Raw genomic sequence first — 20186 nt, 5'->3', positions numbered from 1 at the left:
AATTCTTTTTATGACGCTTTCTCTCACTCTAATGTGGGTTGAGTGATTGAAACCACTCCCTGGAAACATCAACCCGAACGCGGAAACATCGACCCGAATCGCGGGAACATCAACCCGAATGCGGGAACATCAACCCGAATCGCGGAAACATCGACCCGAATCGCGGGAACATCAACCCGAATGCGGAAACATCGACCCAAACGCGGAAACATCAACCCGAATGCGAAAACATCGACCCGAATCGCGAGAACATCAACCCGAATGCGAAAACATCGACCCGAACCGCGAGAACATCAACCCGAATCGCAGGAACATCAACCCGAACGCGGGAACATCAACCCGAACGCGAGAACATCGACCTGATCAAGACCCCGGCGGGAGAGCAACTTCTTAACTTATCTCGCATGTTCTATCAACTACGAAATTATAAAGCAACAAAAGTCAGGAAAAGAGTCTAAATAAAAAAATCGGCATTTAGCCGATTTTTTTACTGTGATGTAATTCGAGCAACTAACGTCTATTGTACGGTTTTTCCGTACATCGTTAAACGTTACTTTCGTTTTTGGTAATAGCGGCGGAGGGGATCGAACCCACGACCTCACGGGTATGAACCGTACGCTCTCGCCAGCTGAGCTACGCCGCCAAATCAGTCACAAGTGATATAATACAACAGCTATAGAAAAGTGTCAATACTGTGCGATTTTTACAGAATAGAATAAATTTAGTGATATTAATAATTTACAATTCAACATTCGAGCAATCTTGATAGGAAAAAACAAATGATACACTAGTTTATCGTGTTAAACGGATAAATTAGAAAAGGGTGTGGATAGTAGTGATGATCTCATGACGTAAGAATAAATGGGACGAAGCGCTAGCCGCGGGTTCCTGTGATACTTGTAGAAAATCGCTTGTCCATCAAAAACTTAGTCGAACGATTTTATGAATACGCTCTGTTGTTTTGACAAAAAAGCAATCCAACTTGTGATTAACTATTTCTAAGAGGGAGTGGTTTTTTATGATGGATTCAATTCCAAGAGTAGAAACGAAAACATTTGGACGTGAAACAAAGGATATAGGTAAATGGCGAAGTAAAATATCTTCCGGTGCAAAAACGGTAATGCTTGAAAAGGGATGGCTGCTTTTTATTGTTGGCTTTTTATTAGGACGAGCTGTGATTTTATCAGATGTATCCCCGTTTGCTGTGGCCTTTTTAGCAACTGTATGGTTTGTACATAAAGAAAAGGCAGCAAAGGTTATGCTAGCAATTATTGCGGGTGCACTAAGCTTTACGATCGCCCAAGGTATATTTGTTACGTTAGCTATGATTGTATTTATTTTTCTTGCTGGATTGTTTAAAAATGTAAAAAATCAACAAACGGTTATTCCGCTGTTTGTTTTCCTTTCTACCATTGCACCACGATTATTTCTTTATTCAATCACAGACCAGCTTTCATCATATGAATGGATGCTTCTATTTGTTGAGGGGGTTTTAGGTACTGTACTTGTATTAATATTTATGCAGAGCATTCCGCTATTATCACCAAAAAGATATAAACCAACTTTAAAAAATGAAGAAATTGTTTGCATGATTATTCTGATTGCATCGATTTTAACAGGGACAATTGGCTGGGAATTCTATGATGCATCCGTGGAACAAATTTTCTCCAGGTATTTCGTGCTCATGCTCGCCTTTATAGGTGGAGCTGCTGTTGGATCAACGGTTGGCGTCGTTGCTGGTCTAATCTTATCACTTGCAAATGTTGCGAACCTTTATCAAATGAGCTTGCTAGCCTTTTCTGGATTACTTGGCGGATTACTAAAAGAAGGAAGGAAAATGGGAGTAAGTGTTGGACTGCTTGTGGGGACATTTTTGGTCGGGATTTATGGAGACGCTTCCACACTGGTACCTTCCATTTTAGAATCATCCATTGCAATTGTATTCTTTTTTCTTACACCGGCAAGCTGGTTTAAAAAATTATCTCGCTATATTCCAGGAACAGAGGAATATACCAATGAACAGGAACAATACTTGCAAAAGGTCCGTAATGTTACAGCTAAACGAGTTGAACAGTTTTCTGATGTGTTTGAAGCATTATCGAAAAGTTTCACAAATACCGAGGAATTTCCACAGGAAGAAATGGATCGCAAGCGGGAGACAGATTTCTTTTTAAGTCAAGTCACGGAAAAAACTTGTCAAAGCTGCTTCATGAAGGAGAAGTGCTGGCAGCAGCAATTTGATAAAACATATACACTAATGGAGAGCATGAAAGATGACCTTGAAGAGGGAAATGAACCGGAACGTAAAATACTCCATCAATTTGAGAATCATTGTGTTAAGTCAAAAAAGGTAATGGAGACAATGAAAGAGGAAATGTCCTTTTTTGAGGCTAATCAAAAGCTAAAAAAACAGGTGATGGAAAGTAAGCGATTTGTAGCAGATCAACTTCAGGGTGTATCAGAAGTGATGGAGAACTTCGCCAAGGAAATTTTGAAAGAGAGACAGCACCATGAAAATCAAGAGGTCCAAATTGTAAATGCATTAAAAAATATGGGAATTGATTTGGAGAAGCTCGATATATTCAGATTGGATAAAGGCAATGTTGATATTGAAATGACCGCTTCTTTTAATGATTACCATGGAGAGGGGCCTAAATTAATCGCCCCAGTTCTCTCTGATATCCTAAACGAGATGATTATTGTGAAAGAGGAAGAGATCTCGCCATTTCCAAATGGTTATTGCTATTTAGCGTTTGGTTCTGCAAAGGAGTTTGTAATTGAAACAGGGGTGGCAAACGCCGCGAAAGGTGGAGGCTTAATCTCTGGTGATAGCTTTACAACAATTGAACTTGGTGCAGGTAAATATGCAATGGCAATTAGTGATGGTATGGGTAATGGGAAACGTGCACACGAAGAAAGTGATGAAACATTACGGTTGTTGCATCAAATTTTGCAAACTGGAATTCCGGAAAAGGTAGCGATTAAATCGATCAATTCCATCTTATCGTTACGTTCTACAGACGAGATGTATGCAACGTTAGATCTTGCTGTTATTAATCTGCATAATGCATTTGTTCGATTTCTGAAAATCGGCTCTACCCCTAGTTTTATCAAACGAGGAGACGAGATGCTTAAAGTGGAAGCTAGTAATTTACCAATGGGGATCATTCAGGAATTTGACGTAGATATTGTTAGTGAACAATTAAAAGCAGAAGATGTATTAATTATGATGAGTGATGGGATCTTTGACGGGCCGAAACATGTAGAAAATACGGATATTTGGTTAAAACGAAAAATCCGCGAAATGCGAACGGATGATCCACAGGAAATGGCTGATTTACTGCTAGAGGAAGTTGTCCGCACTAGGTCTGGAGCAATTGTAGATGATATGACAGTGATGGTAGCCAAAATCGTAAAAAATACGCCCCAATGGACAAGTATACCAGCCTATGAAAAAGAAGCACAGTAACCATGATGGAAACACCCGAGGACAAGAACATCGGCGCCAAGAAGAAAACATCATCCCGAAAGCAAGAAACATCGGCGCCAGGGAGAAAACATCATCCAGAAAACAAGAAACATCGGCGCCAGGGAGAAAACATCATCCCGAAAGCAAGAAACATCGGCGCCAGGGAGAAAACATCATCCCGAAAGCAAGAAACATCGGCGCCAGGGAGAAAACATCATCCCGAAAGCAAGAAACATCGGCGCCAGGGAGAAAACATCATCCCGAAAGCAAGAAACATCGGCGCCAGGGAGAAAACATCATCCGGAAAACAAGAAACATCGGCGCCAGGGAGAAAACATCATCCCGAAAGCAAGAAACATCGGCGCCAGGGGGAAAACATCATCCCGAAAGCAAGAAACATCGGCGCCAGGGGGAAAACATCGTCCCGAAATCAGCAACATCGGCGCCAGAAAGAAAACATCATCCGGAAAGCAGGGAACATCGGCGCCAGGGAGAAAACATCATCCCGAAAGCAAGAAACATCGGCGCCAGGGAGAAAACATCATCTCGAGATCAAGAGCATCCTTCCTACTATATTCCAATGTATACGATCGGCCCTTATTGGTGATGATGGTACTGGAATAGTTGGGAGGGATTTTTGATGAAAAAAGGGACGTTGAAACAGATTTTGTTGATAACAGATGGCTGTTCGAATAGAGGAGAGAGTCCTGCAGCAACAGCAGCAATTGCTTCACAACAAGGGATTACGGTTAATGTAATTGGAATCTTAAATGACGATCAAACGGAAGATCCTGAAGGGCTTAGAGAAGTAGAGGACATTGCACTTTCTGGTGGTGGTGTGAGCCAACTAGTCTATAAGCAAGCATTATCACAAACAGTACAAACAGTAACAAAACAGGCAATGACGCAAACATTACAAGGTTTTGTTAATCAAGAACTAAAACAAATATTAGGACCCAATCAATCGATGGAAGATTTAGAACCGGAAAAACGCGGCGAAATTATGGAAGTGGTAGAGGACATGGGAGAAACGTGTGACCTAGAGGTGCTTGTTCTAGTTGATACAAGTGCTAGTATGCATGACAAACTTCCAACTGTGAAAGAGGCATTGGTTGACTTGTCGATTAGCTTAAATGCACGAATTGGTCGGAATCGCTTTTGTATTTTTAGTTTCCCTGGTAAACGTGAAAGTATACAAAAGGTTTTTGATTGGTCACCAAAACTTGATGCTGTATCAACGGTTTTTCCAAAGCTGACCAGCGGCGGGATTACCCCAACAGGCCCAGCAATACGGGAGGCAATGTATCAATTTGGCAAAAAAAGTTTGTTAAGGAGCCTTCGTAATGAAGATAAATCAAGCATGGAAGAATCAGGGTATTGAATTAAGACCAGGCACGACCATCAGGGGTAAATGGCATAAACATCGTTATGTCATCAAACAAAAGCTAGGAAGTGGGGCTATTGGCTCTGTATATCTGTGTGTTTGCAATGGTAAAAATAGAGCACTAAAAATTAGTGATAACAGCGCATCGATGACAATGGAGGTCAATGTATTAAAGTCGCTTGAAAAGGTCCAAGGAAATCGGCTTGGACCTTCTTTATTCGATGTTGATGATTGGGTCACACCTCAAGGTATAAAGCACACCTTTTACGTAATGGAATATTTACAAGGTGAAACGCTACCTAGTTTTATTAATCGAAATGGAAGTGAGTGGACTGGCGTGTTTATGCTCCAATTACTCGAAGACTTGGAGCAACTACATCAAGCGGGATGGGTGTTTGGGGATTTAAAAACCGATAATTTGCTTGTATTATCATCTCCACCAAAAGTTCGTTGGATCGATGTTGGAGGTACAACACAAATTGGTAGGGCCATCAAGGAATATACCGAGTTTTTTGACCGTGGTTATTGGGGAATGGGTTCTAGACGGGCAGAACCATCCTATGATCTGTTTGCAGTTACAATGGTCTTTTTAAGTATCTATTTCCCTAAACACTTCCAAAAAGGGCCACACCCGGAAAAAACATTAATGACTAAAATGAATGAGGTTAAGGCATTACGGTTATACAGGCCTTGTTTAAAAAAGGCGATTCAGGGAAAATATCAATCTAGTGCACAAATGAGAAGGGAACTGGCCAGTACGATCTATCAAGCGCAAAGAAGGAGCACAAATAGACGTACAACTAAGAAAAGGCCCCCAACTGTGAAGGGACCAGCAGTAATAGAGGCGACAAGTATTTTTATTTTATCGTTGGTTTTTTATCTATCATCCTTACTATTACCATGAATTCATTCGTATCTGAAAATATGATAAGGTAAAAGGGTTAGAAAATAAATTGGGGTTGGGTAAAAATGCGTGAAGCAGTCATTTCATTTATGAAGAAGCACCAATTATTAAAAAAAGGTAAAACGGTATTAGTTGGCGTATCTGGGGGTCCTGATTCCATGGCGCTCTTACACCTTCTATCGTCTATTCGAACAGAGTACAATCTTCGCGTAGTAGTTGTTTCAGTTGACCATCAATTACGCGGTGATGAGTCTAAAGCAGACCTGACTTACGTAAAGGAAATGTGTGATAAATGGGAAATTGATTTTTATGGAACTTCTGTGGATGTATTATCGTATAAACATAGTAGAAAAATTGGAACAGAGGTTGCAGCTAGGGAATTACGGTATCAGATATTTTCTGAACAAATGCAAAAGGAGCAAGCAGATTATTTAATGCTTGGTCACCATGGTGATGACCAAGTTGAAACAATGCTTATGGGACTTACACGATCATCCAATCCAAGGGCAATTGCTGGAATACCTTTTAAGCGACCATTTGCAACAGGTTTTATTGTTCGTCCCCTTTTGGGTGTTTCAAAAAACGAAATAGAGAAGTATTGCAAGCAACATAATATTATTCCAAGGAGAGACCCAACTAATGAAACAACGGATTTTACAAGGAATTATTTTCGAAATAAAGTTATTCCGTTAATAAAAACACAAAACAACAATATACATACTACAGTGCAACATTTAAGTGAAAACATACAGGCCGACGAAACATTTTTGGTTAATGAGGCACTAAAACTTTTCGATAAGGTAGTTACGATAGATAAGGATGAACGTGTGGCAACATTTAAAATTGATGCTTTCCAAACATATCCCCTTGCTTTACAAAGGCGTTTCTATCATCTAATATTAAACTATCTATATGATGAATTGCCAAAAGATTTATCGTATGTTCATGAGGAACAGTTTTTTGTGTTGTTAACCAGCAAAAAGGCTAATGTCCACATTAATTTTCCACATCAATTAAAAGTGGAAAAGGCGTACCAGCAATTGAGCTTTTACTTTGATGAATCCCAAACGCTTAAGGTGAATGAAACATTGCTTATTCCCGGGGAAATAATATTGCCGGATGGAGCAAAAGTAGTCGCAAATTTCACCGATAATCCGGGGGTGACAGATGAGAATACGTATGTATGTAGAAAAGAAGATATTGCGTTACCTTTACATATTAGAATGAGGCAGGATGGAGACCGCATGTGCTGGAAGGGGCTAAACGGAAGTAAAAAGATTAAAGATATCTTCATAGATGCAAAGGTTCCGATGAAAGAACGGGATAAATGGCCGATTGTTACCGATAATAATGGAGAGATCCTATGGCTTATCGGGTTAAAAAAGGGACAGCCAAAAAAACAGGCAAACAACACCTCATATATTAAAATCAGTTATGAAAAAGGCAGTGTGTAGGAGGAACGGAAAATGCATAATGATATTGAAAAAATATTAATATCACAAGAAGATATTGCAAAAAAATGCGCAGAACTCGGCAAACAGCTTACAGAGGAGTATGACGGTAAGTTCCCGCTTGCAATTGGTGTGTTAAAAGGTGCAATGCCATTTATGTCTGATGTACTTAGACATGTAGAAACATACTTGGAAATGGATTTTATGGACGTATCAAGCTATGGTGGTCAAATGCGTTCATCTGGAGAAGTGAAAATCGTAAAAGACCTAGATACAAAGGTAGAAGGCCGTGATTTATTAATTATTGAAGACATCATCGATAGTGGTCTCACATTAAGTTACTTAGTTGATTTATTCAAATATCGTAAAGCAAAGTCAATTAAAATTGTTACTTTATTGGATAAGCCTTCAGGTCGAACAGCAAATATTAAAGCAGATCTTATCGGGTTTAATGTACCAAATGAGTTTGTAGTAGGTTATGGGTTAGATTATGAAGAAAAATATCGTAATTTGCCGTATATCGGTGTATTAAAACCGAAAATATATGGTGGAGAAGCATAACGAAAACAGAAAGAATGAATGTCGAATTTCACAATCATTTCAAGTTTTACAAAGTGAAAAAAATAGTGAGAAATTAAAAGCCATTTATAAGTGGAATTAGTTGTATTCAAACTTTTTACTATGGTACTATGTAAGATAGTTTTTCCCGCTTGGGAGGAGGTAGGCAATGAACCGATTATTTCGGAATGTGATCTTTTATTTCCTTATATTTCTTGTCATTATTGGCGTTATAGGAGTGTTTAAGGGACAAAACGATCAGGCAGAACAATATAATGTAGAAGAATTTATGCAAGCCTTAAATAATGGTGAAATCGCTGAAGTGACGATGCAGCCAGCTAATGGAATTATGCGTTTAACCGGAACACTTGAAAATGATGATAAACAATTCATTGCACAGGTTCCGAATAACACGGATGTAGTCGCTGACATCACAACAAAAGCACAAGAACAAAGTGTGTTGAATGTCGAAGAAGAGGAACAGCCAAGCGGATGGGTTACCTTCTTGACAACGATGATTCCGTTTCTAATTATTGGACTATTTTTCTTCTTTATTCTTAGTCAATCGCAAGGCGGCGGCGGTCGCGTGATGAACTTTGGTAAGAGTAAAGCGAAAATGTATAGTGAAGAAAAGAAAAAGGTCCGTTTCAAAGATGTAGCAGGAGCGGATGAAGAAAAGCAAGAGCTTGTTGAAGTTGTTGACTTTTTGAAGGATCCTCGTAAATTTGCAACCATTGGAGCACGCATTCCAAAAGGTGTCTTATTAGTAGGGCCTCCAGGTACAGGTAAAACATTGCTAGCACGAGCAGTTGCTGGTGAGGCCGGTACACCGTTCTTCTCAATCAGTGGTTCAGACTTTGTTGAGATGTTTGTCGGTGTTGGTGCGTCTCGTGTACGGGATTTATTTGAAAATGCGAAGAAAAATGCTCCATGTATTATATTTATCGATGAGATTGATGCGGTTGGTCGTCAACGTGGTGCCGGACTTGGCGGTGGTCACGATGAACGTGAACAAACACTCAACCAGCTTCTTGTTGAGATGGATGGATTTGGTGCGAATGAAGGTATTATCATTATCGCGGCAACAAACCGTCCAGATATTTTAGATCCAGCATTATTGCGTCCAGGTCGATTTGACCGTCAGATTCCGGTTAATCGTCCAGATGTTAAAGGTCGTCAGGAAGTATTACAAGTACATGCTAGAAACAAACCGCTTGATAATACAGTCGACCTTAAAACAATTGCGATGCGTACACCAGGTTTCTCGGGTGCGGATCTAGAAAACTTATTAAATGAAGCGGCATTAGTTGCAGCCCGTCAAGATAAAAGTACGATTGACATGCTTGATGTTGACGAGGCAATTGACCGTGTTATTGCAGGTCCAGCTAAGAAAAGCCGAGTTATTTCAGAAAAAGAACGCAATATTGTGGCACATCATGAAAGTGGTCATACAGTTATTGGTATGGTGCTGGATGATGCTGATATGGTTCATAAAGTTACAATTGTCCCACGTGGGCAAGCCGGTGGTTATGCGGTAATGCTTCCTAGAGAAGATCGTTACTTTATGACTAAGCCGGAGTTGTTTGATAAAATTACCGGTCTGTTAGGCGGTCGTGTGGCAGAAGAAATCGTCTTTGGTGAAGTAAGTACCGGAGCATCGAATGACTTTGAACGTGCAACAGGTATTGCTCGTAAAATGATTACCGAATATGGCATGAGTGATAAAATAGGTCCACTGCAATTCAATAGTGGCGGTGGTGGAAATGTCTTCTTAGGACGGGACATTCAAAATGAGCAAAATTATAGTGATGCCATCGCACATGAAATTGATATGGAAATGCAAAACTTTATTAATTATTGCTATGATCGTGCAAAAACAATTCTTACTGAACACAAAGATCAGTTATTGTTAATTGCTAAAACACTACTTGAAGTGGAAACGTTAGATGCTAAGCAAATAAAAGGATTGTTTGAGGATGGTGTGCTTCCTGAACCAGAGGAAATAACAGAAGAAGCATCACAAACAACATCTGATAAAGATGATGTTCGGGTCAACATCCAATCAAAACAAGATGATGATACTGCACCGGAAACGTACGATGAAGCAAAAGCACGTGCAGAAATCGAACAAAAAGAAGATCGGGAAGAAGATAAGGAAGAAAACCAAGACGATTCTAACCCTGTCAATGATGACGATAAAAAAGAGTAGTAAGATCAAAAGCAACCTCCCATGTTGAATGGCGAGGTTGTTTTTTTCTGATACAAATATGGTATATTAAAAAGATAAGAAAATGACATAGAGAAGGGTTTGGTAAGAAATGCTTTTCGTGCTTGACGTAGGCAATACGAATACTGTTTTAGGTGTATTTGAACAAGATCAGCTAAAACATGAATGGCGGATTAAAACCGATCGACATAAAACAGAAGATGAATTTGGCGTTTTAATAAAATCGCTTTTTGATCATAAAGGAATCAGCTTTTCTGATATTCACGGTATTATTATTTCATCCGTTGTACCACCTATTATGTTTGCATTAGAAAAAATGTGTACGTATTATTTTAACCAAGAGCCTTTAATTATTGGCAAAGACACGGTCCAGTCATTTTTGAAAATGGGATATCCGAACCCAAAGGAGATTGGAGCAGATCGTATTGTGAATGCAGTTGGTGCAATTGCAGAATATGGCGCACCACTCGTTATTATTGATTTTGGTACAGCGACAACGTATTGTTATATCAATGAAAAAGAAGAATATCAGGGTGGCTCGATTGCGCCGGGGATCCATATTTCCATGGAAGCATTATATAGTAAAGCATCAAAACTACCAAAAATTGAAATTCAAGCACCAGAGCATGTAGTTGGAAAAACAACTGTTGAAGCAATGCAATCTGGTGTGTTTTATGGTTATGTAGGACAAGTAGATGGAATTGTTACGCGCATCAAACAACAAGCAACGGTTGAGCCAAAAGTTGTTGCGACAGGAGGTCTTGCTTCTTTAATATCTGATGCATCAACAACAATCGATTACGTTGATAAACATTTAACATTAAAAGGGTTATATTTAATTTATCAAAAAAATATGCAATAAATTCGTTTCATAAATTTCGTGTTCAAACGAAGAAATTCGATGTGTTTTATATCGAACTTTTTTACAACCTTATAAAGGAGATTATGCATCATGAAGGATTATTTAGTAAAAGCAACAACATATCAAGGAATGGTACGCGCTTATGCCATTCAATCAACAAACATGGTAGAGGAAACAAGACGTAGACAAGATACATGGGCAACTACATCTGCTGCTATAGGGCGAACGGTTACAATAACAGCGATGATGGGTGCTATGTTAAAAGGAGAAGATTCGTTAACGGTAAAAGTTGAAGGAAACGGTCCGATTGGTGCTATTATTGCCGATGCAAACGCTAATGGTGAAGTGCGAGGATATGTCACAAATCCACATGTAGATTTTGATCTCAATGACCGGGGTAAATTAGACGTTGCTCGTGCAGTAGGAACGGAAGGAAGTCTAAGCGTTGTCAAAGATTTAGGTTTAAAAGATTATTTTACAGGTCAAGTTCCAATCGTTTCTGGAGAAATAAGCGAGGATTTTACCTACTACTATGCAAATTCAGAACAGGTCCCTTCAGCTGTAGGTGCTGGTGTATTGGTTAATCCAGACCAAACAATATTGGCTGCAGGTGGATTCATTGTACAAGTAATGCCTGGTGCGGATGAAGAAATTATTAAACGGCTAGAAGAACAAATTCAATTTTTCCCGGCCATTTCAAATTTAATTAGAGAAGGAAATTCGCCAGAGCAAATTTTACAACGATTATTCGGGGAAGAGGAGCTTAATTTTCACGAACGGATGCCAGTAACGTTTACATGTAAATGCTCAAGAGAAAGAATCGAAAATGCCATCAGAGGACTAGGTAATGAAGAAATTCAACAGATGATTGATGAAGATCATGGCGCAGAAGCAACATGTCATTTTTGTAATGAGAGCTATCAATTTAGTGAAGCTGAGCTTGAGGAATTGCAACGCTTGAATGAGCAATAACGCTTGGATTTTTGAAAGGGTGACCATATGTCAAGAAGACTTTTGTTAGGAGTCGTGGTTGTATTAATTGTTACAAACATTACGACATTATTGGCTTGGAACAAAGATGAAAATGTGGCCATCGATGGGACCAAAGCTAAAATTGACAGTGGGAAACCAGTAGCAACGATTGGTGATGAGGAGATCTCGTACAATGACTGGATGCAATCACTTAGAGACGTACATGGCAAAAGTCTGCTAAAGCAATTAGTCGATCATAAACTTGTGGGACAATTAGCAAGTAAACGTAACATTGAGGTCAATGAGAAAGTGATTGATCGGGAAATCGCCCTATTGACGACTATGCAAGGAATTATGACCGAAGAGGAAACGGAAGTCAAGGAGAAAAAATGGCGAAAAAATATTGTTTATCGCTATCAGTTAATGGCGCTTCTAGCCGAGGATACGATGGTTGATGAGAGTGAAATTAGAGCCTATTATAATGGGTACCAAAAACAATATGATTTTCAAGCATCCATGCAAATTTCACACATTGTTGTATCTGATTTTAAAACGGCAAAAAAAGTGATTAAAGAACTAAACGATGGTGCATCATTTAAATTGTTAGCGAACGAGTATTCAATTGATGAAGAGACAAAAAGCGCTGGAGGTTATTTAGGCTTTTTTGTGAATTCAAGTCAATTCCTTCCTAATGGTTATGAGGAAATAGCACAAGAGATGGAACAACGGTCATATAGTGAACCTTTCAAAAGTGATCGTGGTGTGTCGATTATCTACTTGCATCGAAAGTTACCATCCATTACATTTACCTATGATGAAATAAAACCATATGTAAAAGAAGAATTAGCATTGGAAAAAAACGGACTATCCTTAACAGCCAATTCGCTTTGGGACAATGCTGATATTGAATGGGTCTTTGAATAGCAGTTGTTTTTCGGGCTAAAATAACAGTGGACTATTGCCTATTTTAGTTGACAAAAACAGGTCAACAGCGTACATTATAAATAAATCATACAAAAATACTAGGAATTAGGAGGGAATTCATATGAGAGTTGCAGATAATATTGCGGGGTTAGTTGGGCAAACACCAATTGTAAAGTTAAACCGCGCTGCCGACAAAGATAGTGCAGACATTTATTTGAAGTTAGAATTTATGAACCCAGGTAGTTCTGTAAAAGATCGTATTGCAATGTCAATGATTGAAGCCGCAGAAAAGGCAGGTATTTTAAAAGAAGGAGATACGATTATCGAACCAACTAGTGGTAATACAGGGATTGGACTTTCGATGATCGGTTCAGCTAAAGGGTATAAAACGGTTATTGTTATGCCAGATACGATGAGTAAAGAACGTCGTAATTTATTACGTGCATATGGTGCTGAGCTAGTTTTGACACCAGGTGCTGATGGAATGAATGGCGCTATTAAAAAGGCTGAGGAACTTAAAGAAGAAAATGGTTATTTCATGCCGCAACAATTTACCAATGAGGCAAACCCGGAAGTGCACGCACGTACAACTGGAAACGAAATTGTTGAACAAATGAAAGACGGACTTGATGGATTCGTTTCTGGTATTGGTACTGGTGGAACAATTACAGGTGCTGGAAAAGTGTTAAAGGATCATTTTAAAGATATTAAGGTTTATGCAGTCGAACCAGAAGATTCAGCAGTCCTATCTGGTGGCAACCCTGGTCCACATAAAATTCAAGGTCTTGGTGCAGGGTTTGTACCAAAAGTTCTAGACACAGATGTTTATGATGAAGTTGTGCGCATCTCCAATGACGAAGCATTTACTGCATCACGTGAGGCGGCAAGACTAGATGGTATTCTAGGTGGAATTTCCTCTGGTGCGGCAATAGCGGCAGCGAAAAAGGTTGCAAAACAATTAGGTAAAGGTAAAAAAGTGCTTGCAGTATTACCTGATAATGGTGAACGTTATTTATCTACACCGCTTTATCAATTTGATGAGGAAAACTAAATAATTATACGCATCCGTTAAATAGGTCCAGAATTTAAGTCGGTTTCTTTTAACATCATGCAAAGGAGGGGTAGCATCAGGTGGACTGGTGCTAGTCCTTTTTTATGTGATAAGATATAGAGGGAAAAATTGCACTGGAAGAAGGGTTGCTATCATGATATTAAAAACAGGGACGAATACGTTTGATTTAGCAAAAAGAACAAACATAATGGGTATTTTGAATGTAACGCCAGATTCATTTTCTGATGGGGGTAGCTATACAACTACAGCTAAGGCAGTTGAGCAGGCTGTGACAATGGAACATCAAGGTGCAGATATGATTGATATTGGCGGGGAGTCAACAAGGCCTGACCATCAAGCGGTATCATTACAAGAGGAGTTAAATAGAGTTTTACCGATGATTCACGCGGTTAAGCAAGCAATCCATGTACCTATATCAATTGATACATATAAAGCAGAGACGGCGAGACAAGCGATTGAGGCTGGTGCAGAGATCATTAATGATATTTGGGGAGCAAAAAAAGATCCCGAAATAGCAAACGTTGCAGCAGAGTATAATGTTCCGATTATATTAATGCACAATCGCGATAACAAAAGCTACACATCATTAATCGATGATATGAAACGGGATTTACATGATAGTATTGAAATTGCAATTAAGGCTGGTGTAGCTGAGGAAAATATTATTCTTGATCCGGGTGTAGGTTTTGCGAAAACAGCGGAGGACAATCTAGTTGTGATGAACAACCTTGAAAAATTCGCCGACCTAGGATATCCAGTTTTGTTAGGGACCTCCCGGAAGTCGTTCATAGGTAAGGTGTTAGATGTACAAGCCCCTGAACGTGATAACGGTACAGGCGCAACAACTTGTCTTGGGATAGCAAAAGGTGCGCAAATTATCCGTGTACACAATGTAAAAATGAATGTAGAGTTAGCAAAAATGATGGATGCGATGTTACGGAAAGAGGCGACAATGAATGGATAAAATTACAATAAACCGTATGGAGTTTTATGGATACCACGGCCTTTTTCCCGAAGAAAACAAACTTGGTCAGCGATTTTATGTTGATGTAGAGCTAATGATGGACTTAAAAAAACCTGGGCTATCTGATGTAATGGATGATTCGATTGATTATGGACATGTTTATGAATTAATCAAAAATATAGTAGAAGGGGAACCGAAGAATCTTATAGAAGCAGTTGCTGAAAAGATTGCTGACATATTACTTTCATCCTTTGATTTATTAGTAGCGTGCACAGTGAAAGTAACGAAGCCAGATCCCCCGATACCAGGTCACTATCAATCGGTTGCTGTGGAAATTACCCGGGAGAAATCATTATGATGGGTATTTATGTTGCATTAGGATCAAATATTGAACCGCGACATCTACATTTAGAGAAAGCATTGACAATGTTAGAAGAGCATAGCGCTATTCAGATTACGAACCAGTCATCTATATATAAAACAGCACCAGTTGGTTATACAGATCAAGCAGATTTTTTAAACATGGTTATTGAGCTAAACACGGATCTTTCAGCGATAGAGTTATTGGACGTTTGTCAGTCAATCGAGCTTCAATTAGGCCGAAAGAGGGAAATTCGTTTTGGTCCACGTACTATAGATCTTGATATTTTAATCTTTAATAATGAAAATAGAGAAACAAAACGGCTAATTATACCACACCCCCGGATGCATGAACGAGCCTTTGTACTTGTTCCGTTAGCGGAAATCGAACCGAATTTATGTATCCCGAATCAGAATAAGAGCGTGACAGACTTGGTGAAGGAATTGTCAGCCCAAGATAAGAAGGATGTAACAAGATGGACACAAAGCGACTCGGTAGAAGAATAAAAGCATTTCGTAAATTGAAAGGATATACACAAATAACCTTTGCAAAGGAAATTGATGTTTCGATAGCTGTATTAGGCAGGGTTGAACGGGGAACAGAAGTGGCAAGTGATGAGCTGATTAATAAAATTGGTGAAACATTAGCGGTCTCACGGGAAGAGTTAATGTTAGACGAAAAATGGATGGCAGGTAAATAAAGGAGGGGCTTAGTACCTTTTAACTAGAGAATATTTCGACTCCGAATCAAGTGGTTCTTGCGCCAATGGTGGGAGTTAGAAATTAACGATCTAATTGATACCCCTAAACCAATGGAAAAAATCAGTGTGTGCATGCTTCATGCGGATCGTTTAATCAACGTTAAAGGAGAACGAGTAGCCGTTATGGAAATGCACAAATACGTTGCGTGCTATTTGAAAGGGTTAAAAGGGAATGGAAATGTAAGAGCACGTATCAATCATGTTGAGATAAGATAGGGATTGTTAGATATTCTGTATACGTATGCTAGCGAATTAGAAAAGGCAATAAGCACATCTTAAACTCGTATAATTGACATGACCAATTGCATTTCCTATACTTATAATGAAGAGAAATCCTGCCAGTGGCTTGCTGGCAGTTTTTTGTTTATACTTAAGGAAATCATAAAATTATAGCGATGTAATGAAGTTTATTCGACTGAATTATGGACGGGGCAGATACCAAGTTTGAAGTGACTTCCTCTTCCTATCTATACAGACAATTAAATAAACAATGGAGTGATAATGTTGTCAGAAGAATTAAATGAACATATGCGTGTGAGACGGGAAAAAATAGAATCTTATCGTGAACAGGGGATTGATCCGTTTGGAGGGAAATTTAACAGAACCCATTTTGCGAAATCGTTAATTGAAAAATATGATCAGTTTTCAAAAGAAGAATTAGAGGAAAAAACGGATAAGGTCACCATTGCAGGACGAATGATGACAAAGCGCGGAAAGGGAAAAGCGGGATTTGCTCATTTGCAGGACTTAACCGGACAAATCCAAATATACGTACGTAAAGATGCGATTGGTGAAAAGGCATATGAGTTATTTAAATCAACTGATTTAGGTGACATTGTCGGTGTAACAGGTGTGATGTTCAAAACGAAAGTCGGTGAACTTTCTGTAAAGGCCACCGAATTTCATTTACTAACTAAATCAATGCGTCCATTACCAGAAAAATATCATGGCTTAAAGGATGTTGAGCAACGTTATCGTCAACGCTACCTTGATTTAATTACGAACCTTGATAGTAGAGAGACGTTTGTATTACGCAGTAAAATTATTCAATCTATGCGGCACTATTTAAATGAACAAGGGTTTTTAGAAGTGGAAACACCAATGATGCACGGTATTCCGGGCGGGGCGGCTGCCAGACCGTTTGTAACACATCACAATGCATTGGATATCCCGTTATATATGCGTATTGCTATTGAATTACATCTAAAGCGTCTGATCGTTGGTGGAATGGAAAAGGTATACGAAATTGGCCGCGTGTTCCGTAATGAGGGTGTATCAACTAGACACAACCCGGAATTCACCATGATGGAATTGTACGAAGCATACGCTGATTTCCATGATGTCATGTCGTTAACAGAAAATATGATTGCCCATATTGCAAACGAAGTTTTAGGGACAACAACAATTACGTATGGGGAAGAGGAAGTATCATTAGAACCACAGTGGACAAGACTACACATGGTAGATGCGGTAAAAGAGTTTACAGGTGTAGATTTTTGGGAACAGATGAGTGATGAAGACGCTAGAAGTTTAGCAATTGAACATGGGATAGAAATAAAAGAATCAATGACGTTTGGACATGTCGTAAATGAATTCTTTGAACAAAGAGTTGAAGAGAAACTAATCCAACCTACATTTATATACGGTCATCCGGTAGAGATATCGCCGCTAGCAAAGAAAAATAAAGAGGATGGGCGTTTTACCGATCGATTTGAACTGTTTATTGTTGGCCGTGAACATGCAAATGCCTTCAGTGAATTAAATGATCCTATCGACCAAAGAGAACGATTTGAAGCACAGCTTAAGGAAAGAGAACAAGGAAACGACGAGGCCCATTTAATGGACGACGACTTCCTAGAAGCATTGGAGTATGGAATGGCTCCAACTGGTGGACTTGGTATAGGAATCGACCGTCTTGTAATGCTATTAACAAATTCACCATCAATCCGCGATGTATTGTTGTTCCCGCAAATGCGGAATAAGTAAATTGGTCACTGTCACCGTGCTCATAAATGCGAGTTCAAAAAAGGCTGCTAAATTAGAAGTGAAAAGCGTCACGTCCTGTGCAGCAAAGTGGTATAGTCTTGAGGGTTAGAGTGCATAATATAACTGCGTTAGAACCGGACTTGCACAGGATGTGGTGGTTTTAGCAGAAGTTCCACAAATCGCTTAATGAAGAGATTGACCACGTATCAATTGGTGACTTCTTGAGCAACCTCTATAATGAATTGGATGGCGCTGAATGGTGGGTTTTACACTGCCATTCTAGGCTATCTGGCTTATTTATTTATGGACAAATTAAGGCGGATAAATAAACTACAATAATTTCCTGTTGTTTATTTACATTTTTCTCTTGCATTCAGGGAATAATCATGGTAAATTAGTAAACGTTGCGTTGCTGATGAAGCAAAGCAGATTAAAAAATTATAAAAAGTTATTGACATTGGATTGTCAGCTTGATATAATAATCAAGTCGCTAAATTGAAGCGACAAACAAATTTGCTCTTTGAAAACTGAACAAAACAACCAGTATGTCAAGAAAAACACAAACCGTTTTTCTTTTAAAGAACTAGAAGGTAACACTTCTAAAAGCTAAGACATTGAGATGTGATTGATCGGTGTTAATCACATACAAACTTTTTTGGAGAGTTTGATCTTGGCTCAGGACGAACGCTGGCGGCGTGCCTAATACATGCAAGTCGAGCGCGTGAAACTTGCTGAAACCTTCGGGCGGATGCTTGTGGATTGAGCGGCGGACGGGTGAGTAACACGTGGGCAACCTGCCTGTAAGATCGGGATAACTTCGGGAAACCGAGGCTAATACCGGATGATACTTTTTCTCGCATGAGGATAAGTTGAAAGATGGCTTCTGCTATCACTTACAGATGGGCCCGCGGCGCATTAGCTAGTTGGTAAGGTAATGGCTTACCAAGGCAACGATGCGTAGCCGACCTGAGAGGGTGATCGGCCACACTGGGACTGAGACACGGCCCAGACTCCTACGGGAGGCAGCAGTAGGGAATCTTCCGCAATGGACGAAAGTCTGACGGAGCAACGCCGCGTGAGTGATGAAGGTTTTCGGATCGTAAAACTCTGTTGTTAGGGAAGAACAAGTATCGTTCGAATAGGGCGGTACCTTGACGGTACCTAACCAGAAAGCCCCGGCTAACTACGTGCCAGCAGCCGCGGTAATACGTAGGGGGCAAGCGTTGTCCGGAATTATTGGGCGTAAAGCGCGCGCAGGCGGTCTTTTAAGTCTGATGTGAAATCTTGTGGCTTAACCACAAGCGGTCATTGGAAACTGGAGGGCTTGAGTGCAGAAGAGGAGAGTGGAATTCCACGTGTAGCGGTGAAATGCGTAGAGATGTGGAGGAACACCAGTGGCGAAGGCGACTCTCTGGTCTGTAACTGACGCTGAGGCGCGAAAGCGTGGGTAGCGAACAGGATTAGATACCCTGGTAGTCCACGCCGTAAACGATGAGTGCTAGGTGTTAGGGGGTTTCCGCCCCTTAGTGCTGAAGTTAACGCATTAAGCACTCCGCCTGGGGAGTACGGCCGCAAGGCTGAAACTCAAAAGAATTGACGGGGGCCCGCACAAGCGGTGGAGCATGTGGTTTAATTCGAAGCAACGCGAAGAACCTTACCAGGTCTTGACATCCTCTGCAAACTCTAGAGATAGAGTGTTCCCTTCGGGGACAGAGTGACAGGTGGTGCATGGTTGTCGTCAGCTCGTGTCGTGAGATGTTGGGTTAAGTCCCGCAACGAGCGCAACCCTTGATCTTAGTTGCCAGCATTAAGTTGGGCACTCTAAGGTGACTGCCGGTGACAAACCGGAGGAAGGTGGGGATGACGTCAAATCATCATGCCCCTTATGACCTGGGCTACACACGTGCTACAATGGATGGAACAAAGGGCAGCGAAGCCGCAAGGTCAAGCAAATCCCATAAAACCATTCTCAGTTCGGATTGCAGGCTGCAACTCGCCTGCATGAAGCCGGAATCGCTAGTAATCGCGGATCAGCATGCCGCGGTGAATACGTTCCCGGGCCTTGTACACACCGCCCGTCACACCACGAGAGTTGGCAACACCCGAAGTCGGTGAGGTAACCTTTTTGGAGCCAGCCGCCGAAGGTGGGGCCAATGATTGGGGTGAAGTCGTAACAAGGTAGCCGTATCGGAAGGTGCGGCTGGATCACCTCCTTTCTAAGGATTATTAGAAGGAACGCGGAGTGAGGTCATTTCAGATGATCTCCTCGGTAAGGGCGTACTTGGTTGTTTG

Annotated in this window: 17 protein-coding genes, 1 tRNA gene, 1 rRNA gene and 1 pseudogene; 19 read left to right on the top strand and 1 reads right to left on the bottom strand. The window is 40.2% G+C overall.

Annotated elements, in window-relative coordinates; all coding sequences use genetic code 11:
- Positions 1-42 precede the first annotated feature (42 nt).
- Entirely contained in the window at positions 43-363 is a 321-nt protein-coding gene (locus tag C8270_RS19695) for a hypothetical protein (protein ID WP_158701588.1), read from the top strand.
- Positions 364-569: 206 nt separating this feature from the next.
- Here C8270_RS19695 and C8270_RS03995 read toward each other — a convergent pair.
- A tRNA-Met gene (locus tag C8270_RS03995) sits at positions 570-643 on the bottom strand.
- Between the two features lie 375 nt (positions 644-1018).
- Here C8270_RS03995 and spoIIE point away from each other — a divergent pair.
- The 18 genes and pseudogenes from spoIIE to C8270_RS03905 all read left to right on the top strand — a co-directional run bounded on the left by spoIIE (position 1019) and on the right by C8270_RS03905 (position 20110).
- Positions 1019-3469: a stage II sporulation protein E gene (gene spoIIE, locus C8270_RS03990; RefSeq protein ID WP_106495594.1), complete on the top strand. Its 2451-nt coding sequence runs from the start codon at positions 1019-1021 to the stop codon at positions 3467-3469.
- Entirely contained in the window at positions 3450-4076 is a 627-nt protein-coding gene (locus tag C8270_RS03985; protein ID WP_158701587.1) for a hypothetical protein, read from the top strand. Before spoIIE ends, C8270_RS03985 begins: the two co-directional genes overlap by 20 nt.
- A gap of 33 nt (positions 4077-4109) precedes the next feature.
- The gene (locus C8270_RS03980; protein ID WP_106495592.1) at positions 4110-4850 is read left to right on the top strand and encodes a VWA domain-containing protein; all 741 of its coding nucleotides are present in this window, start codon (positions 4110-4112) and stop codon (positions 4848-4850) included.
- Positions 4813-5757, top strand: a complete 945-nt coding sequence (locus C8270_RS03975; protein WP_106495591.1) for a protein kinase domain-containing protein — start codon at positions 4813-4815, stop codon at positions 5755-5757. Before C8270_RS03980 ends, C8270_RS03975 begins: the two co-directional genes overlap by 38 nt.
- A gap of 65 nt (positions 5758-5822) precedes the next feature.
- Entirely contained in the window at positions 5823-7211 is a 1389-nt protein-coding gene (tilS, locus tag C8270_RS03970) for a tRNA lysidine(34) synthetase TilS (RefSeq protein WP_106495590.1), read from the top strand.
- A 12-nt stretch (positions 7212-7223) separates the two neighbouring features.
- Complete coding sequence (hpt, locus tag C8270_RS03965; protein ID WP_106495589.1) at positions 7224-7769, top strand: hypoxanthine phosphoribosyltransferase; 546 nt, start codon at positions 7224-7226, stop codon at positions 7767-7769.
- Between the two features lie 166 nt (positions 7770-7935).
- Positions 7936-9975 (top strand): ATP-dependent zinc metalloprotease FtsH, encoded by a 2040-nt coding sequence (ftsH, locus tag C8270_RS03960; RefSeq protein ID WP_106495588.1) that lies wholly within the window; start codon positions 7936-7938, stop codon positions 9973-9975.
- Positions 9976-10084: 109 nt separating this feature from the next.
- Positions 10085-10855 carry a type III pantothenate kinase gene (locus C8270_RS03955; RefSeq protein WP_106495587.1) on the top strand — a complete coding sequence of 257 codons (771 nt, stop codon included), beginning with the start codon at positions 10085-10087 and terminating at the stop codon, positions 10853-10855.
- A gap of 90 nt (positions 10856-10945) precedes the next feature.
- Positions 10946-11827: an Hsp33 family molecular chaperone HslO gene (gene hslO / locus C8270_RS03950; protein WP_106495586.1), complete on the top strand. Its 882-nt coding sequence runs from the start codon at positions 10946-10948 to the stop codon at positions 11825-11827.
- A gap of 27 nt (positions 11828-11854) precedes the next feature.
- Entirely contained in the window at positions 11855-12751 is an 897-nt protein-coding gene (locus C8270_RS03945) for a peptidylprolyl isomerase (RefSeq protein ID WP_106495585.1), read from the top strand.
- Positions 12752-12872: 121 nt separating this feature from the next.
- Positions 12873-13802, top strand: coding sequence for a cysteine synthase A (cysK, locus tag C8270_RS03940; RefSeq protein WP_106495584.1), 930 nt, complete (start codon positions 12873-12875; stop codon positions 13800-13802).
- Positions 13803-13956: 154 nt separating this feature from the next.
- The gene (folP, locus tag C8270_RS03935) at positions 13957-14787 is read left to right on the top strand and encodes a dihydropteroate synthase (protein ID WP_106495583.1); all 831 of its coding nucleotides are present in this window, start codon (positions 13957-13959) and stop codon (positions 14785-14787) included.
- Positions 14780-15145, top strand: coding sequence for a dihydroneopterin aldolase (gene folB / locus C8270_RS03930; RefSeq protein ID WP_106495582.1), 366 nt, complete (start codon positions 14780-14782; stop codon positions 15143-15145). Before folP ends, folB begins: the two co-directional genes overlap by 8 nt.
- A complete protein-coding gene (gene folK, locus C8270_RS03925; protein ID WP_106495581.1) occupies positions 15142-15654 on the top strand; it encodes a 2-amino-4-hydroxy-6-hydroxymethyldihydropteridine diphosphokinase in 513 nt (170 codons plus the stop codon). The genes folB and folK overlap by 4 nt, the downstream gene beginning before the upstream one ends.
- Positions 15624-15848: a helix-turn-helix domain-containing protein gene (locus C8270_RS03920; protein WP_106495580.1), complete on the top strand. Its 225-nt coding sequence runs from the start codon at positions 15624-15626 to the stop codon at positions 15846-15848. Before folK ends, C8270_RS03920 begins: the two co-directional genes overlap by 31 nt.
- Positions 15849-15923: 75 nt before the next feature.
- Positions 15924-16121, top strand: a pseudogene (locus C8270_RS03915) (tRNA dihydrouridine synthase DusB); the annotation flags it as partial.
- A gap of 291 nt (positions 16122-16412) precedes the next feature.
- Positions 16413-17894 (top strand): lysine--tRNA ligase, encoded by a 1482-nt coding sequence (gene lysS, locus C8270_RS03910; protein ID WP_106495578.1) that lies wholly within the window; start codon positions 16413-16415, stop codon positions 17892-17894.
- Between the two features lie 652 nt (positions 17895-18546).
- Positions 18547-20110 (top strand): 16S ribosomal RNA (locus C8270_RS03905).
- The last annotated feature ends 76 nt before the right edge of the window (positions 20111-20186 follow it).

The sequence above is a fragment of the Lentibacillus sp. Marseille-P4043 genome (assembly GCF_900258515.1).
In the GTDB taxonomy this organism is placed as follows: domain Bacteria; phylum Bacillota; class Bacilli; order Bacillales; family Amphibacillaceae; genus Lentibacillus_C.
The sequence above is the reverse complement of the archived record's forward strand: the minus strand, read 5'-3'. Positions and strand labels throughout refer to the sequence as shown.

Excerpts from the sequence above, each read along its gene's own strand:
- spoIIE (WP_106495594.1), top strand. The coding sequence starts at position 1,019 with ATGATGGATTCAATTCCAAGAGTAGAAACGAAAACATTTGGACGTGAA.
- C8270_RS03985 (WP_158701587.1), top strand. The coding sequence starts at position 3,450 with ATGAAAAAGAAGCACAGTAACCATGATGGAAACACCCGAGGACAAGAA.
- C8270_RS03955 (WP_106495587.1), top strand. The coding sequence starts at position 10,085 with ATGCTTTTCGTGCTTGACGTAGGCAATACGAATACTGTTTTAGGTGTA.
- hslO (WP_106495586.1), top strand. The coding sequence starts at position 10,946 with ATGAAGGATTATTTAGTAAAAGCAACAACATATCAAGGAATGGTACGC.
- folK (WP_106495581.1), top strand. The coding sequence starts at position 15,142 with ATGATGGGTATTTATGTTGCATTAGGATCAAATATTGAACCGCGACAT.
- ftsH (WP_106495588.1), top strand. The coding sequence starts at position 7,936 with ATGAACCGATTATTTCGGAATGTGATCTTTTATTTCCTTATATTTCTT.
- folB (WP_106495582.1), top strand. The coding sequence starts at position 14,780 with ATGGATAAAATTACAATAAACCGTATGGAGTTTTATGGATACCACGGC.
- C8270_RS03945 (WP_106495585.1), top strand. The coding sequence starts at position 11,855 with ATGTCAAGAAGACTTTTGTTAGGAGTCGTGGTTGTATTAATTGTTACA.
- hpt (WP_106495589.1), top strand. The coding sequence starts at position 7,224 with ATGCATAATGATATTGAAAAAATATTAATATCACAAGAAGATATTGCA.
- C8270_RS03920 (WP_106495580.1), top strand. The coding sequence starts at position 15,624 with ATGGACACAAAGCGACTCGGTAGAAGAATAAAAGCATTTCGTAAATTG.
- cysK (WP_106495584.1), top strand. The coding sequence starts at position 12,873 with ATGAGAGTTGCAGATAATATTGCGGGGTTAGTTGGGCAAACACCAATT.
- tilS (WP_106495590.1), top strand. The coding sequence starts at position 5,823 with ATGCGTGAAGCAGTCATTTCATTTATGAAGAAGCACCAATTATTAAAA.
- folP (WP_106495583.1), top strand. The coding sequence starts at position 13,957 with ATGATATTAAAAACAGGGACGAATACGTTTGATTTAGCAAAAAGAACA.
- C8270_RS03980 (WP_106495592.1), top strand. The coding sequence starts at position 4,110 with ATGAAAAAAGGGACGTTGAAACAGATTTTGTTGATAACAGATGGCTGT.
- C8270_RS03975 (WP_106495591.1), top strand. The coding sequence starts at position 4,813 with ATGAAGATAAATCAAGCATGGAAGAATCAGGGTATTGAATTAAGACCA.